Origin of the sequence: Alteromonas gracilis (genome assembly GCF_036870955.2) — a bacterium.
In the GTDB taxonomy this organism is placed as follows: Bacteria; Pseudomonadota; Gammaproteobacteria; order Enterobacterales; family Alteromonadaceae; genus Alteromonas; species Alteromonas gracilis_A.
This window is the reverse complement of the sequence record NZ_CP145482.2, coordinates 1,803,569-1,818,395: the sequence shown is the minus strand read 5'-3', so window position 1 is coordinate 1,818,395 and position 14,827 is coordinate 1,803,569. Positions and strand designations below refer to the sequence as shown.

Here is a 14,827-nt window from a genome sequence, read left to right as displayed (position 1 = left end):
CGGAATATAAAAAAGAAAAGGGGCAATGGCCCCTTATTCCAATCTAGCCGTCATACTACTACAAGCCTCTCGCTTCCGCCATTTCCCAATCTTTTACAATTTTTGTGCTTGTCCACAAAAAGACCGCGATTGACAGCGCATACGGTATGACCAAATAAATAAGCGACTGCCTAAGTGCTTCCGTTTCCCCAAGTGAAGGCACAAGTGCTTGGCTAATAATACCGGTAAGAGTAGGCCCGCCACCTAGCGCAATAATATTAAGCACAAAGAAAAACAGTGCAGTAGACATAGCACGCACATTGATGGGCGCAAGTGTTTGCGCCATAGCAAAACTAGGCCCTAAATACGAACCACTGGTAAACAGCAGCAGTGCCATTAATCCAACAGATAGCCAAAGATCTTGCACTTGTAATGACACGTAAAACGCAGGTACGCCAATAATAAGTGCGATAGCAGGGAGCAATGCGTACGCTTTCTTATTGTGCTTACCCCATCTGTCAGCAATGTAACCTCCAAGCCAAACACCAAGCGCATAAGCCGTACCGTTAATAATACCAAATACAATAAGTAACTGAGTAATGTCTAACCCGGCAAATGCACGTACGTAATAATCAATAATCCAGGTAGAAATAGCGTAGTTACCGAATGAACCGAACGAAATACCAAGGGCCATTCCCCACCACGTAGGTATTTTTAATAGCGTTTTTAGCGATGCTTTTACGCTTGGCTTGTTGGCTTCATCGGTTGCCGTTGGCACAGACGCAGTGCGCTCGGGCTCTTTTACCGTAAATTTCAATAGCAGAGCAAGTAAAACACCGGGGATACCCACACTATACATAACGGTTCGCCAATCAGCTGAACCACCCTGTAAGAAAAACGCCGAGGCAAAGAACGCCAGCATGACGCCAAATGGGATCCCCAATGAATAAATGGCTAGTGCGCCTGCCCGTTTCTCTTTTGGAAACAAATCAGAAATTATACTGTGTGACGGAGGGCTACCACCCGCCTCGCCTATACCCACGCCAATACGTGCAATGGCTAATTGCATATAACTAGCAGCAAGCCCTGACGCTGCCGTAAAGCCGCTCCATAGCGTAAGTGATATAGCAATAATGTTGACACGGCTATAGCGGTCGGCCAACCATGCAATAGGAATACCCATCACTGTATAAAGCAGTGCAAAATAGATGCCTTTCAACCAACCAAGCTGGGCATCATCAAGCCCTAAGTCGGCTTTAATAAAAGGTGAAAGAATACCGATTATCTGACGATCAATGAAATTGAAAGCATAAACAAGGGTAAGAATAAACAACACATAGTTGCGATAACTTCTAGATGCTCCCGCATCATTTGCAGGAATACCTTCAACGTGAGTTTGGGCCATAACTGTCCTTTTAGGTGATGGTATCCCAGTCTACGCATTAGGTAAAAAAATTAACAACTAATTGTTACTTATTTGTTAACATAACGAAAATTTCTAACTGAGTCTTTCTGTTCCCTAGCGCTTAAGGTACGATGTATTCCCTTCAACTCATCAGACCAGACAGGCAATCATGACGGTAGACGAACTGTTAAATATTCCTGCGTTAACGCAGACTTCAGACAATACATGGAAGGTTGATGGACTTGTTATCCCGAAAACATGGGGACAAGGTCGAACCGCTTTTGGTGGTATTTCAGCAGGAATGTTGTATAGCGCCGTTAAGCAGCAAGTGCATGACGGTAGAGTGCTGCGCTCTTTTACAACTAACTTTGTAGGCCCTTTGTCTCTTGAAGCCCCCTTTTCAATAGAAGTAACCTTACTGCGCACTGGCAAAAATGTGTCTCAGTTTACAGCGCACGCAATACAAGACGGAAAAAGCTGTGTATTTTCTCAAGCCTGTTTTGGTGTAGCGCGAGAATCTTCAATTCGCGTTGAGAACACAGAAACGCATACCATGGCAACACCAAACAAGGCTAAGTTTATTCCGCAGATCCCCAAAATTACGCCTAAGTTCTTGCGCTACTTTGATTTATCGATTGATGAAGGCGGTGTGCCGTTCACTCGCAAGAAAACCAGCCATTATCGCGGCTTTATGCGCTTTAAGCAGCCACCAGCAGAAATTACTGATGCTCACATCATTACTATGATTGACGCATGGCCGCCTACGCTGCTTCAAATGATGAAACTTCCTGCACCAGCAAGCACGGTGAGCTGGAATTTAGAGTTTATCCACCCGCACAAACCTGTGTCGCCAACAGACTGGTTTGCTTATCAGGCGCATACACGCCAAGCTGCCGATGGATACGGACACACTGAAGCGACTATTTGGGATAAAGACAACGAAGTGATTGCCATTAGCCGTCAAACCGTTGCGGTATTTGACTAAGCAATAAAAAAGCCTTTCTGGCGATAACCAAAAAGGCTTTTTACTGTTTATACCTTCAGTAAAAACTAGTACAGCATAAATGCGTTAGGGTTAAACAGCGAGATAACTGATATACACTGTAAATTCGTGATATCCAGCGCATCTTCTAAGTCTTCACGATTTAGCGCTAGCGCATCATGCATTTCAGGCTTTAAGTTATGGTAGCTGGGGTATACCTCAGGATTAACATTATCTAACGCCAATACGTAAGAAAGCTGAAGAATTCTATCTTCAGGAAATTCCCCATCTTCCTCGTGAATACGCTCTATGGGTTTGTAGATTGTTTCAGGGATGCCCCACTTCTCAATAAGTTTTGCCGACACCGTATTGTAAGTAAATCCAAGTACACCAAACTGCAACTCAGCCGGTGCAACTCGCGCGTTAAACGCCTGACATCGCGTCGCGGCCTCAGGCATAAGCGACACTACAACTAACTCGCCTATGTTGTGTAACAGACCAGAGACAAACGCACGTTCTGGTTCTCGAATGTTTCGCATGTCGGTAAAGTACTTCGCCAACAAACCGCATGACACACTCTGCTCCCAAAACTTATCTAAATCGATAATTTGGCCGTCCACTTCACTGAAAGCTTGGCTTACACCGTAAGCTAGCGCGAGATCGTAGGTAGAGCGGGTACCAACCACCTGGATAGCCCGTGTGATAGTGTCGATTTTGTTTGGAAAGCGATAAAGTGCAGAGTTTGCGACCCGCAATAATTGAGTGGCGAGGGATGGATCGAAAGCAATGATATCGCCAATATCGTCAATGCTGGACGCTTCGTCGTCCATACAGGATTTCAAGCGTGTTACTGAGTCTGGTAACACAAAAAGGTCTTCGGCTTTTGAAACAAGTTCGTCTACATTCATTCTTGCACGATCTCCAATGCAACCTTCATTAACAGACAACAAAGGCCCATCCATTCGCCCGCATTTCTTCTATGTATAGGCATAAAACAACGTAAGGTCAATAAAATATGTGTAGTAAAAAAGTATGATTTACTTACTATTCAGCGACTTAAAATTAAATACAAAAAAGTAATGTATGCTCTTTAATGCTCTTTTGTTTATCCACTTTGTTGGACAGGTATGGGCAATTATACCAACTCGCATCAATAAATAAGACATATTCTTAGAAAAAAGCCAGTAATAGTGCAGGTGCCATTCGTGGTAGCATTGCGTTTTGTAATACTTTTTTATTATTTTTGCTGCTTTTATGAATCTAAACGTTGTTGTCATTGGTTACGTATGGCCAGAACCCAATTCTTCTGCTGCTTAACCAAAATATGCTATCAATCATCTCTACCATGCGAGATGCTGGACACCACGTTACATTTTTAACTGCAGCGACTGACAGCCACCACAAAGCTGACTTAGACGCACTGAGTGTATCAAGCCAAGAAATTGCACTAAATTGCAGTAGTTTTGATGACGTTATAGAAAACCTTGCCCCCGATATTGTTGTATTTGACCGTTACATGACGGAAGAGCAATTTTCTTGGCGAGTTAAGGCGCGCTGCCCTAACGCTTTGCGTGTACTTAATACCGAAGACTTACACAGCTTGCGACAAGCACGGCATAATGCGGTTAAAAGCGCGAACGATGCCAGTAAAGCCGACCTAAATTCGGAACTGGCACAGCGCGAAGTAGCCGCTATTTTGCGTTGCGACATTACGCTGGTTATTTCTTTATCTGAACTGGCGTTACTGACAGAACATTATAAAGTTCCAGCCCAACAACTTTTTTACTACCCGTTGCCAACCAAGCCACTTGCTAAGAGCATGCCGACATTTGAGCAACGCGAGCACTTTGTACACATTGGTAATTTTCGACACGCTCCTAATTGGGACGCGGTGTTACAGTTAAAGCAAACAATTTGGCTTACTATTCGAAAAGCCTTACCCAGCGCTGAGCTACACATTTACGGCGCTTACCCGCCTAAGAAAGCGACGCAATTGCATAACGACAAGCAGGGCTTTTTGGTTAGAGGATGGGCTGAAAGTGCTGATGATGTTATGCTAAATGCCAAAGTGCTTATTGCCCCACTTCGATTTGGAGCGGGCGTTAAAGGCAAATTTTTAGACGCTATGCGCTGTGCAACCCCAAGCATAACCACCTGGATTGGTACAGAAGGCATAACCGAGCACAACAACTGGCCCGGCGCTATTTGTGGCACCGATACCGCAGATACAAAGGCTATTAGTGACTACGTTGATGCAGCAGTATCATTGTACCAAGATGAAGCTGCTTGGACATTGGCCAGTGAAAAAGCCGTTTTCTGTATTAATGCATTTAAAAAACAAGAGCGCGCCCTACCCCTGGCACCACACTTATTGCATACGCACTCTGAACTTGCTTCACACCGAAACTCGTTGTTCTTACAAAGCCTGCTGTGGCATCAATCGCTTACGGCAAGCAAATACATGAGCCAATGGATTGAGGCCAAAAACAAAAAAAGTGAATAATCACGAAATTCGAATTACTTATTGCGTATGTTTTGTATGAAAAACACCAATTTCACCTACCACCCGATATGGTGCTTTTAGTAATTGAGTAAAAAACACCAACACAGTCTTTTGCTAGCTATTGCAGTGAGTTATGGTTTAGTCTATTAGCAGAAAAACGGATTAAAAACCCTTTCTGGTTCGTGAAATCGTACCATTTTGGGAACGATTAAATTGTTATGTGCCAAGGAAAGTACTGTGTAATGAATATTAGCTTTGACGATTATATTGATTCAATTAAGGCAAGCAGGAAGTCTATGCCTTCGGAGCTATTTTCTTTTGCGTCAAACGAAAACCACTACGAATTGAATCACCCCCAATCACTTCACGATTCATGGGTATCTTCGCTGTGTACAGAAGAACTAAGAAACAATACACGGCCATTTGAATGCTCGTTAAGAGTGACATTAAAGCTACTTGGCCAACAACATGATAGAACACTAGTGTTAATCTATTCAGATGTTGTCGCCTATGAGTTCTTAGGTTCAGAAAATAGTTATAACCCAAATGACACTTTCCATGGGGATATATTGGATCATCGCATTAGTATTACTGGCGACGCTTACAACCATATAATTGAAATGCGTTCCGGCTCTATCTTCAAGGTTGTTTTTAAGGGGTTCTCTTTTGAAGAACAAAGTTGCACATAACAAAAAAATTAAGTCACTCACTTCGTTCGCTGGGACGCATACACGTGGGCTGCTTCGCATTTTAGCCCACGCGCCTGCGCCCTTTATTTAAAAGTTAAACCCTTATTCCGCATTAAGTCTCTTTAATGCTTTTTTGTAAGCCTCATTTCTTTCGCGTTTTCCCACTGCAAGCACTGTAACTATAACTACGTCATCAAGTACCTGATACACCAACCTATATCCTGATTGACGTAATTTTATTTTATATACATTATCGGCACCTAACACTCTATCTGGGGCTACGTGCGGTGTTTTTAACCTCTCTGCTAACTTCTTTTTCAATTGCTGCTGCAAAGTACTACCAAGCTTACTCCATTCTTTTAGGGCGCTTCTTTTAAACTCTAATCTATAGGTCATCCAAATTCACCGAAACGCTTTCTTCACCTTGCCTTTCTTTAACAAGCTGTAGCAGTTCCAGCTCCTCCAAACGATCCATCATTTTTTCGTAAATCTCTGCCGGGACACAATAGAATGCGGGTTCATTCCTATTCAATATGGCGACAGGATCGCCATATGCACTGCTCGCAACTTTCATAGGGTTTGCTTTTAGTTCTGTAATACTTGCTGCAACTTCAGCCAAAACTCTCACCGCCATAACAGTCTCCTAAAAGGTCTTTAATTAGGTCATATTAATCTATCATTGTTGGTTTAACAAGCGCATAAACTCGCTCACTACGTTCGCTGGGACAAAAATACGTAGGCTCCCTGCGCTTCGCTTGGTATTGTAGCCTACATATTTTTGTCCGTTATGCGGGTGTTAGTTTCAATAAGGATATTCATGAAAACATTATTTCTATTAACCCTTTTTATAAGTTTGATCAGTGGGTGTACTACACAACTACATAGAATCGAAAAATGGGAATATAAGGTTATAACCTTTGACCCAATGAAGGAGCTTCAAAGTTTAGAAGGGGATGAAATTTCACTGAACAACAGAGAACAATTTTTAAGCTTGCTCAATGAAAAACAGTCATCTTTTTTAACAGAACAAGGAAAGCTGGGCTGGGAAATCATCAGCGTAGAAAACTCGACATATACAATGAGAAGGCCACTCGTTGAATAGGTCGCAACGTAACAATCGCATTAGCACGCACTGCGCTCTTTGGGGTCAAAACCACGCGGGCTCTCTTCACATAGGTTGTTATAATGCCTCCTTTATGTAGGTATTATATGTTTTTGAGGTACTCTTTGCTTATAGGTATAGCAAGTTTACTCGCGTTGTTAACTAGCCCTTTGGCTAATTTATACTCACGATAGTGACGTAAAACAAACGCATGAGTTGGCTAACGAGCGAACTAGAGGCAACAATAAGTGGTCTGCCCTCGCCTCGCTCGTTACTATAGCCCAATGGTTATTGCCCGTTTGCGGGTGTTAGGTGACAAGGAGAAGTTAGTAAATGGAACCAAATTATTCAGAGTACTCGACCACAGAACTAAAAGACGCTTTAGCCAATATAGATAAGGAAAGTTATCCCGAGCGCGTAGAGCGAATAAAAGTCGAATTAGCTTCGCGACAAAAATCAGAAGAAAGCCGCTTAAATACAGTTGACGATGATTTTGAACCTAACGAACAATTTTTCAAATGTCCGACGTGTGAAAAGAAAATAGGTTTTTTCTCGAGAACTGCAAATAAATGGGGAAAGATAAAAACATGCCCACACTGCAACACTCCTTTTGAAATATCGGTTAAATTTAAAATACTCGCTATTGCATTTATACCAGCGCTTATTATTCAACTATTCATATTACGTCCGCTTGTAGTTGGTTTTGGTCTTCATGCAGCAGTAAGTACCAGTATTCTCTGTGGCGTTCTTTCGTTTATTTCCATGCGTTACAGAAAAGTCCGGAGTACCAAGCCTCTTATTTAAAAGTTACGCAATGATGAATACGCCGTATAAGGTTAGATTAAAAACTAAGACTAAAATTAGAATTGCTCTACTCTTTACAGCTTTTACAGCATTGATTTCTTTTCTAACCTGGGAGTTAGTTGATTCACAACTTTTTAAAAGAACAGACGACTTTGAATGGAGAAATCACAGGCTAAAGGAACCGGAAAAATGTTGGACGGAGTCGCGATTCAGAGTTTACGTTTGCAGCTTTAATATGCGCAGGAACGAACTTAGAATTCTTCGGACGCACAATTTTAATATGGCCAACGGTAAATACTGCATTGCCAAAGTTTATAAAAACGATATATTTCAAAACTATGCTATAACCTCAGCTAACGATTGCGTGTAACAAAACGCTCAAATCAAAAACCACTGCGCTGCTCGCTGTTACACAAACGGAAGTCAGGTAACTCATGGAAGAATTAACATTAAACGAAATACAATTTTTGGTTGCGTTGCTCGCTTCTGAAGAAGCTAACGTCCAAGAGCTAGAAGTCGACATGTTCCGGCGGAACGTGCAGCCCTCTTTAGTACAATACGTATTGAAGGGTTTGATTGAAGACGGCGCTGTAGGTATAACAAGACTAGTAGGCGAAGAGTTCCACGACTTCGAAAAAGACGACGCCTTAACTCTCATTTGCAATTGGAAGCAATTTGTTCAATTACCTCTCCAACTGTTTTTAACCGATACGGGTTACAAGCGTTGGGAAGTTGATGATTGGGGCATCACTACCTCGAGGGCAATGCAGCTAGTGTTTTCTAATAAAGGGAACGGTTTTCGTGTTAATACTAGCAAGGGTTAGGTGAGTAAGCGTTTTACTAAAAGGATATTTTGATGGCAGAAAACAATGCATTAGATTTAATTGCTTTAGCAAATGAACTAGAAGCATTTATTCAAAGTTGCGTACCCGACAGTGCTAAAGTCAGCAAATATGGCGGTACTTTATTCACACTGAAACCAGAAGAAAAAGAAGGCCAATTCTGCGGGGTATTTGTTTATTCTGCGCACGTTCAATTGTCATTCAGTCATGGTCCTCAGCTTAAAGATGAACGCAAACTGCTTACTGGCACGGGGAAACACAGAAGGCACATCAATTTCAAAGATGCTGAAGAAATCGATTATCCGTATATCAAAGAACTTCTCCTTCAAGCATCAAGGATGTAGTAAAAGGAAATATGAACCTATTATTTGTTTGCTCAGAAAACCGTTTGCGTAGCCCAACAGGTGAGGAAGTTTTTTCTGAATATGAAGGAATAAACGCAATCGGATGCGGCACTAATGCAGATGCCGAAACACCGCTTTCAGGTGACCTTATTGAATGGGCCGACGCGATCTTGGTTATGGAAAAATCTCACAGAATCAAAGTCGCCAAAAAGTACAACGATTTACTTAAAGATAAAAAACTGGCGTGCTTAGACATACCAGACAACTACGAGCGTATGCAGCCCGAACTTGTTCGCCTTCTAAAAAATAGGGTCCCAAAGTTTGTACGGTTGTAACTGGCACTTTTGAAACAGCTAACTAAAGCTAACCGCTCAAATTCCGGCCAGCTTCGCCATTATGACTCCCCTGTATATGGGCTAATTATTGAATAACGTATGATCTTCTAAGGATTGGAAATGAATAATATAGAGAAATTTGAATCTTACCTTCTCAGCTACCAGAACAAAGATATTGAAGCAGTTTCAACGCTCTTTGCACCCGATATTCATTTAAGAGATTGGAAAATTTCTGTCCATGGTAAAACTATTGCCATATCAGAAACTCAGAAGAATTTTGATAACGCTTCAAGCCTGGAAATCGATATTTTAAACGTCATGGAAAACGAAAACTCGGTCTCTGGAGAGCTCAAGATTGTTGTTAACAAAACAGAGGTACTGTTTGTCGTTGACGTTGTAACATTCAATAATGACGGACTGATTTCATCCATTAAAGCCTATCTTGGAAGGGGAAACTAATATGCACCTGAAGGCGCTCAGCAAAGTGATAAAGCCCCTCTTTTCCTTCGATGGACTGCATATACATAGGGCTGCTTCGCGATTGTGCCCAACATGCCTGCATTTATTATTGGAAAATTAAGCTCATTATGAAATCAGAAAAGGAAATTCTCTCTGAATTTGTAGCGCTAGTTTTCAAAGCCAACGATGATGAAGACTGCCTATCCAAAAAGTGTTTAATGAATGGGTCTTTAAGTTCAGTTCGCCAAGTAGCAAATGATGCGATAGAGATCTCATCGCAAATGCGTAAAAGCGATCAAACCAAGCTAGATGCAAAATTACTTTCTCTTGGTTTGCCCTCGTTGCATTCATTGCAAAACAAGAGTTTCAGAGAATTTATGATAATTTTAAATCGGGGGAGTATTAAAAAAGAGCAGGAATATCGCTTAGTTCGTTCTATTTCAGAAACAGAAGTGTTGAGTAACAAACATCAAGAGTGTGCTTATAATTTACTAGAATGTTATGAGCAAGCACGAACCTGATAAAAATAACGCTCTTCACCTCAGTAGTTGATGCCTATACAAGTAGCGCAAGCGTGATTATCTATACCGTTCTTACTCTTATAATACCGCCAGATAAAAGCTAGGTTCCAAAAGGAAGTTATTCAGTGATTACATGGATTAGAAACAAATTTGCGCCAACCTTTTATGTGCAAATTTGGGAAAACAAGTTGAGGGTAACAGACTTATCCACCAAGAATAAATATGAAAGTTTACCTGTTATTGCCATTGAAACCCTCGAATCTGGCGAGAAAAAGATAGTAGCAATTGGAAGACAGGCGACTACAAACACTCAACCGAATATTGTCACTGTAAATCCGTTTTCTCATCCACGGGTGTTGTTCTCAGATTTCTATGTTGGAGAAAAACTTCTTCAACACGCATTTTCTACTTTCGCTAAATACCGCTTCCTGCGCGTGACACCAAAGACTGTTATTCACCCAATGGAAAAGACAGATGGTGGATTAACAATGATTGAAATCAGGGCATTTCGGGAACTGGCTTTGGGTGCGGGTTCTATTGAAAGTAAAGTTTACGTCGGTGAGCCACTTTCAATAGCCAGTTTCAGTTTTGAAGATATTGAAGACACAGATGGTGTTAACGATCTTAACGCCAATCATGCGACCAAAGGTGAGACAGGGCTCGCTTTTACCTTGTTTGTAGTCTTGATGCTAATTGGAGTATTTTACTTTGGGGCCAAATAAGGCGTGCCCAACATTCATAGCTCTAAGCCAGCATTTTTATGCGATTAAACAGAACATTAACAGCTTTATATATCAAAAAAACACATGGAGATTACATGGAAGAAGTAGCAGGTAGTTTAGGAAGAGCACTATTTTCAACATTAAAATGGTTCGTCCTCGTCGCGCTTTTTGAAATCGTATTTTATTGGTATGGTTTTGGAACAATTAAGCTTTTGACGTTTGGCAAGCATCCACAAAGAAACAAGGTGAACAAAACACTTTGTGCAATACTCGGTTTTATGTCTCTTTGCGTCACTTTCTACTTAGCGTCTCTTCTATTTGGTGATGCCTCATAAAAAAGTTAGTCACTAAAGCTATCCCTAATGAAATTGTATTAGTTAAAAAGGAATTTAAAAAATGAAGTTTATTCTTACCCCATTTTTTGTTTTGTGTCTGTGTTCTTGCGCAACGCTCTCCATACCAGAGTCGGTTAGAAACGAAATAGATTCAGACCTTCAAAAATACGAAAACTGCAAAGACTATAAAGCTTATGCCGTTGCTGTAGATAACAATGAGACATGGGTAAATGGCTGGTCATATGGCTACCCTAACCAAGAGCTTGCCAATAAAAGAGCGCTGCTGGAATGTGAGACGCGAAAATTTATCCTTAATGTTGAAGCGAAATGTACCATTATTCACGAGGGCTCCAGCAATGATAAAAGTTCGTAATCGAGATATTTAAGTTAGCGGTTTTCTCTTTAGCTCTACTATCGCAATTAAGCAGTTATGATTTAGGAAGTTTATGGTCCCCTTGTATGTAAAGGTCAAAAATGAAGTGGGTTTGTTTGAACTTAACGACGGTAGATTTCAGCCCACTCAGAAAGGTGCGCTTTCTCGGTTTATGGTTGGATTTAAATATATACTTGTAGAGAATGACATTGCTCAATATCTGCAATCACTTGATATTGAAAGGGTTACTTTCAAGCTTAAGCAATAATCTGGGAAAGAAACACAAACAAAGAACATAGCAATTACCAACAGATGTGTGTGAATCATCACTTTGACTTAACAATGGCTAGCGATCTCAACATAGAAGGTAAGCAATTCCTCTTGATGGATAATAGATTTTTGTTTGCAAGCCCCAAACTAGCAGCAATTTTGTCCACCCATGAGTTAGGGGTTTCTTTAAGCGAAGGGTTTAATGTTTAGCGTAAACTTGGCAACGCTCTTCGCTGCTACTCATTTAGATAATTTGCATTGTGCTTCAAGCTGCGGCTTTATTCCCTTATTTGAGATTTAATCATTTATGGATGAAATGGATGTTGCACGAACAATCAGGATCGGTCGACTCGCTCTCAAAAAACCATTACTTGTCATGCATTTTAGAATGTTTTTTCAAGCGTTCTTAAGCTGCCTGCCCTTTATTGTTCTTTGTCTTTTTGCATCTGAGCTTTTGCAATCGAATACGAATAAGCATGCTATCTTTTATAGTCTTCTGACTACTAGCTACGCAGCTTGTTATTTCATGGTATGGAAGCAATATTCTCCTACTGTTATAACAGGGGTCAGTCTCGATAAGTTTCAGCAAGCCTTGCTACCTATTCTCAACGAATATGAATTCAAGGTAGATCGCAATAATGCTAAGTATTTACATGCAATTTGCACTGCCAACCGAGCATGTATATCCGATAATTTCTATGCAGTTTACACGAAGCAATCTGTTCTTTTGTTTTGTGTTTGCGAGTTACCTTTTCCATTTTCAGTAATGAAGCCAAAAGCTGTAATAAATTCAATTTTAACAGAGTGTAATTATGGATAACGCGCGTTTAAAGACGTATGCTGCCCGATAAATGGAAGTTGGACTCCATCAACGAAACGGAGAATATACGTTGAAAAATAAGATTTTTGGACTTGTGCTAATACTCATGTACTGCAGTTCGGTAAGCGCGAGCACAGAACGGTACAACAATGTAGCTAACCAATTTAAAGGGCAAGCACTTAGTGATGAAACCGTATCCAACGCGATGATGCAAGGAGCTTGCTTAGTACAGCTTAAAGAATTGACTTTCAAAAAGAAAAACGACTTTGATCCAATATCAGAATGGGTGAACTACCGTTCCATCTCGCTTTTGGAGCAATACTCTCCATGTGAAACGTTAATTATCCTAGAGGTTGCAAACACTCAACTAAGAGAGAGCCATGGGTAGCACAGCCCTTTGCTTATTTATGCTTTGATAAAATGATTTTCGAACGATACCACACCCATCGACACACCGTATGTGATAAAACGCTTGATGTGTCGTACGACAGATTCACTACCGCATTTAAGATGCGTGTTGATAGCGAATGTGTTTACAAAAAGCACCTATGCTTTTGGCCGTGGCACAACAACACTATCAAAATCGCGGGTCAAACATTTACTGTAAAAATCGTTTGGTTTGTAATTTGGCAATCTTCTATACAACAAACACAAAACGTTGTGATAAAAGAGCTTTTGCCAAAACGTCGAAGACGCTCAATTTCCTTAGTTGGATATGGTATTTTTGTGTTACTTATAAAGGCGATGCTTATTGCGTTTGCACCACACTAACAGTAAGAGTATTTACGGACATCGCTATTATAGAGTGCAACATGGAAGGCAGCTGCAACTGCAAAGAGGTTAAATTTACTACCTCGTCAATTATTAAAGCCATTTTAAACTGCAATTGTGGCTTGTGTCGCAAAGCAAATGGCAGCGCGTTTTCAACTTACGCTGTGTTTCCAAGTTGTGATTTTGCGCTAAAAAGCGGTGCGCTAAAAACCGTTCAGATATCTAAAAATGCATCTAAGAGCTTTTGTTCTCAATGTGGTTCACCAATTTTTAACGAAAATCCAAAATACGCAGGCCTTAAAATTGTGTACTTGGGCGCATTAGACAACGCAGAGCACCTTAAACCTGCTGTACATACATATTGTGAGTCTCAGTTGGCCTGGTTGAATGACATGGCGACTTTGAAAAAAATGGAACAAGGTTTTGCTTAATGGTGTATCGCAGGCAAACCACGTATTGTTAGCTGAAATCTAGCTTGTTGTTTTCATGGAGGTTTGAAAGTTGAGTAACCTATTGGCTTACACAGGCATTATTGCGTCAATTTGGATAGTAATAGGCATCTATGCTGCGTCTCGTTTTTATCCAAATTACAGCCATTTAAGGCAGTTTTGTAGTGAGCTAGGTGCATTTGGAAGCCCAACACAAAGGTTGTCTCCTGCCATTAACAACTATCCCTTGGGCGCCTTATTCGCACTTTTCGGGTGTTATGTTGTTGTGTCTTTTCAATCTCACACCCCCTCTATTGTTATTGGTAGCATGATCATTATTCATGGCCTGTGCACTTGGATATGTGGTTTCTTTCCGATGGATGCAGACCCATATACCACGGCCCCTTCGACAAGCTGTAAAGTACACACGTGGTCAGGACTCTTGATGCTTATTTCTTTCATCGTAGCCCCTTGCATCGTGGTGTTTTCTAGCTATTTTCCACTATCTCTTCGTCTGCTCTCGGGCCTATGTGTTGTGGGGTGCTTTTTCTTCTCTTATCGGTTGGCCAAGGCTTTGGAGCAAAAAACTGTGCCAGGGTTATACCAAAGGCTTAGCTATGGTTTTCAAATTCTTTGGTTGTTTGTGTATTCGCTATTTGTCGTTGTATGAATACGTTATCATGAATTCGCGAATTGCTAGGCTAGTGGAACTGAGTGTTAGCAATTGGCGTACAAAACTTTAAAAAAATAGGACAAAACATGGATAGTTCAAACAAACATATATCAACACTCTTATTCTCATCCTCGCTCCTGCTGGGCGGAATAACTGCGGCACTGTTGGTTTTTCTGATCCCATTCGAAGGTATTCAAAACGAATTTAATATAGAGTTACCCATTTGGTTGGCTTGGGTATTTCCTTCTTTCCGTTTTTGGCCACTTTTAAGCTTAACGCTACTATTCATGTTTGCGATGTCTTTTAAAGAAAGCTTGCGCCTTTCACCATTGTTTACACGAACCGCTGTAAACGCGTCTTTTTTTGGCTTCGGTTGCGCAATAACCTTTGTACTTTCTTCTTTTCTTGCTATTTACTGGCCTGTTATACAACAAACGTCATAGGCATTAAACGTATGACAATACATAGTT

21 protein-coding genes and 1 pseudogene are annotated in these 14,827 nt (G+C 40.9%); 18 read left to right on the top strand and 4 right to left on the bottom strand.

Annotation, left to right across the window (positions count from 1 at the left end):
* Positions 1 to 58 precede the first annotated feature (58 nt).
* Positions 59 to 1,384 carry a spinster family MFS transporter gene (locus tag V6N89_RS08870; RefSeq protein WP_346993662.1) on the bottom strand — a complete coding sequence of 442 codons (1,326 nt, stop codon included), beginning with the start codon at positions 1,382 to 1,384 and terminating at the stop codon, positions 59 to 61.
* A 169-nt stretch (positions 1,385 to 1,553) separates the two neighbouring features.
* Here V6N89_RS08870 and V6N89_RS08865 point away from each other — a divergent pair, with 169 nt between their 5' ends.
* Positions 1,554 to 2,369 carry an acyl-CoA thioesterase gene (locus V6N89_RS08865; protein ID WP_338517246.1) on the top strand — a complete coding sequence of 272 codons (816 nt, stop codon included), beginning with the start codon at positions 1,554 to 1,556 and terminating at the stop codon, positions 2,367 to 2,369.
* 65 nt (positions 2,370 to 2,434) lie between these two features.
* Here V6N89_RS08865 and V6N89_RS08860 read toward each other — a convergent pair whose 3' ends face one another.
* Positions 2,435 to 3,274, bottom strand: coding sequence for an HDOD domain-containing protein (locus V6N89_RS08860; RefSeq protein ID WP_346993795.1), 840 nt, complete (start codon positions 3,272 to 3,274; stop codon positions 2,435 to 2,437).
* A gap of 346 nt (positions 3,275 to 3,620) precedes the next feature.
* On the opposite strand from V6N89_RS08860, the pseudogene V6N89_RS08855 reads away from it, so the two are divergent.
* A pseudogene (locus V6N89_RS08855) lies at positions 3,621 to 4,869 on the top strand (glycosyltransferase).
* Positions 4,870 to 5,111: 242 nt separating this feature from the next.
* Positions 5,112 to 5,558 carry a hypothetical protein gene (locus tag V6N89_RS08850; RefSeq protein WP_338517243.1) on the top strand — a complete coding sequence of 149 codons (447 nt, stop codon included), beginning with the start codon at positions 5,112 to 5,114 and terminating at the stop codon, positions 5,556 to 5,558.
* A 102-nt stretch (positions 5,559 to 5,660) separates the two neighbouring features.
* On the opposite strand, the gene V6N89_RS08845 is transcribed toward V6N89_RS08850, so the two are convergent.
* Complete coding sequence (locus V6N89_RS08845; protein ID WP_338517242.1) at positions 5,661 to 5,954, bottom strand: type II toxin-antitoxin system RelE family toxin; 294 nt, start codon at positions 5,952 to 5,954, stop codon at positions 5,661 to 5,663.
* Positions 5,944 to 6,192 (bottom strand): type II toxin-antitoxin system Phd/YefM family antitoxin, encoded by a 249-nt coding sequence (locus V6N89_RS08840; protein ID WP_338517241.1) that lies wholly within the window; start codon positions 6,190 to 6,192, stop codon positions 5,944 to 5,946. The genes V6N89_RS08845 and V6N89_RS08840 overlap by 11 nt, the downstream gene beginning before the upstream one ends.
* A 183-nt stretch (positions 6,193 to 6,375) precedes the next feature.
* On the opposite strand from V6N89_RS08840, the gene V6N89_RS08835 reads away from it, so the two are divergent.
* The 15 genes from V6N89_RS08835 to V6N89_RS08765 all read left to right on the top strand — a co-directional run bounded on the left by V6N89_RS08835 (position 6,376) and on the right by V6N89_RS08765 (position 14,800).
* Positions 6,376 to 6,660: a hypothetical protein gene (locus tag V6N89_RS08835; protein ID WP_338517240.1), complete on the top strand. Its 285-nt coding sequence runs from the start codon at positions 6,376 to 6,378 to the stop codon at positions 6,658 to 6,660.
* A gap of 333 nt (positions 6,661 to 6,993) precedes the next feature.
* Entirely contained in the window at positions 6,994 to 7,464 is a 471-nt protein-coding gene (locus V6N89_RS08830; RefSeq protein WP_338517239.1) for a hypothetical protein, read from the top strand.
* A gap of 434 nt (positions 7,465 to 7,898) precedes the next feature.
* A complete protein-coding gene (locus V6N89_RS08825; RefSeq protein ID WP_338517238.1) occupies positions 7,899 to 8,288 on the top strand; it encodes a hypothetical protein in 390 nt (129 codons plus the stop codon).
* A gap of 32 nt (positions 8,289 to 8,320) precedes the next feature.
* A complete protein-coding gene (locus tag V6N89_RS08820; protein WP_338517237.1) occupies positions 8,321 to 8,650 on the top strand; it encodes a DUF1801 domain-containing protein in 330 nt (109 codons plus the stop codon).
* A gap of 11 nt (positions 8,651 to 8,661) precedes the next feature.
* Positions 8,662 to 8,985: a low molecular weight protein tyrosine phosphatase family protein gene (locus V6N89_RS08815; protein ID WP_338517236.1), complete on the top strand. Its 324-nt coding sequence runs from the start codon at positions 8,662 to 8,664 to the stop codon at positions 8,983 to 8,985.
* 120 nt (positions 8,986 to 9,105) lie between these two features.
* Positions 9,106 to 9,444 (top strand): nuclear transport factor 2 family protein, encoded by a 339-nt coding sequence (locus tag V6N89_RS08810; protein WP_338517235.1) that lies wholly within the window; start codon positions 9,106 to 9,108, stop codon positions 9,442 to 9,444.
* 128 nt (positions 9,445 to 9,572) lie between these two features.
* Positions 9,573 to 9,965, top strand: a complete 393-nt coding sequence (locus V6N89_RS08805) for a hypothetical protein (protein WP_338517234.1) — start codon at positions 9,573 to 9,575, stop codon at positions 9,963 to 9,965.
* A 125-nt stretch (positions 9,966 to 10,090) separates the two neighbouring features.
* The gene (locus tag V6N89_RS08800) at positions 10,091 to 10,687 is read left to right on the top strand and encodes a rod shape-determining protein MreB (protein WP_338517233.1); all 597 of its coding nucleotides are present in this window, start codon (positions 10,091 to 10,093) and stop codon (positions 10,685 to 10,687) included.
* A 95-nt stretch (positions 10,688 to 10,782) separates the two neighbouring features.
* Entirely contained in the window at positions 10,783 to 11,022 is a 240-nt protein-coding gene (locus V6N89_RS08795; RefSeq protein ID WP_338517232.1) for a hypothetical protein, read from the top strand.
* A gap of 61 nt (positions 11,023 to 11,083) precedes the next feature.
* Positions 11,084 to 11,395 (top strand): hypothetical protein, encoded by a 312-nt coding sequence (locus V6N89_RS08790; RefSeq protein WP_338517231.1) that lies wholly within the window; start codon positions 11,084 to 11,086, stop codon positions 11,393 to 11,395.
* Positions 11,396 to 11,468: 73 nt separating this feature from the next.
* A complete protein-coding gene (locus V6N89_RS08785; RefSeq protein WP_338517230.1) occupies positions 11,469 to 11,663 on the top strand; it encodes a hypothetical protein in 195 nt (64 codons plus the stop codon).
* Positions 11,664 to 12,555: 892 nt separating this feature from the next.
* Complete coding sequence (locus tag V6N89_RS08780) at positions 12,556 to 12,873, top strand: hypothetical protein (protein WP_338517229.1); 318 nt, start codon at positions 12,556 to 12,558, stop codon at positions 12,871 to 12,873.
* Between the two features lie 424 nt (positions 12,874 to 13,297).
* The gene (locus tag V6N89_RS08775) at positions 13,298 to 13,687 is read left to right on the top strand and encodes a GFA family protein (protein WP_338517228.1); all 390 of its coding nucleotides are present in this window, start codon (positions 13,298 to 13,300) and stop codon (positions 13,685 to 13,687) included.
* 70 nt (positions 13,688 to 13,757) lie between these two features.
* Positions 13,758 to 14,354 carry a DUF998 domain-containing protein gene (locus tag V6N89_RS08770; RefSeq protein WP_338517227.1) on the top strand — a complete coding sequence of 199 codons (597 nt, stop codon included), beginning with the start codon at positions 13,758 to 13,760 and terminating at the stop codon, positions 14,352 to 14,354.
* An 89-nt stretch (positions 14,355 to 14,443) separates the two neighbouring features.
* The gene (locus V6N89_RS08765) at positions 14,444 to 14,800 is read left to right on the top strand and encodes a hypothetical protein (RefSeq protein WP_338517226.1); all 357 of its coding nucleotides are present in this window, start codon (positions 14,444 to 14,446) and stop codon (positions 14,798 to 14,800) included.
* Positions 14,801 to 14,827 lie beyond the last annotated feature (27 nt).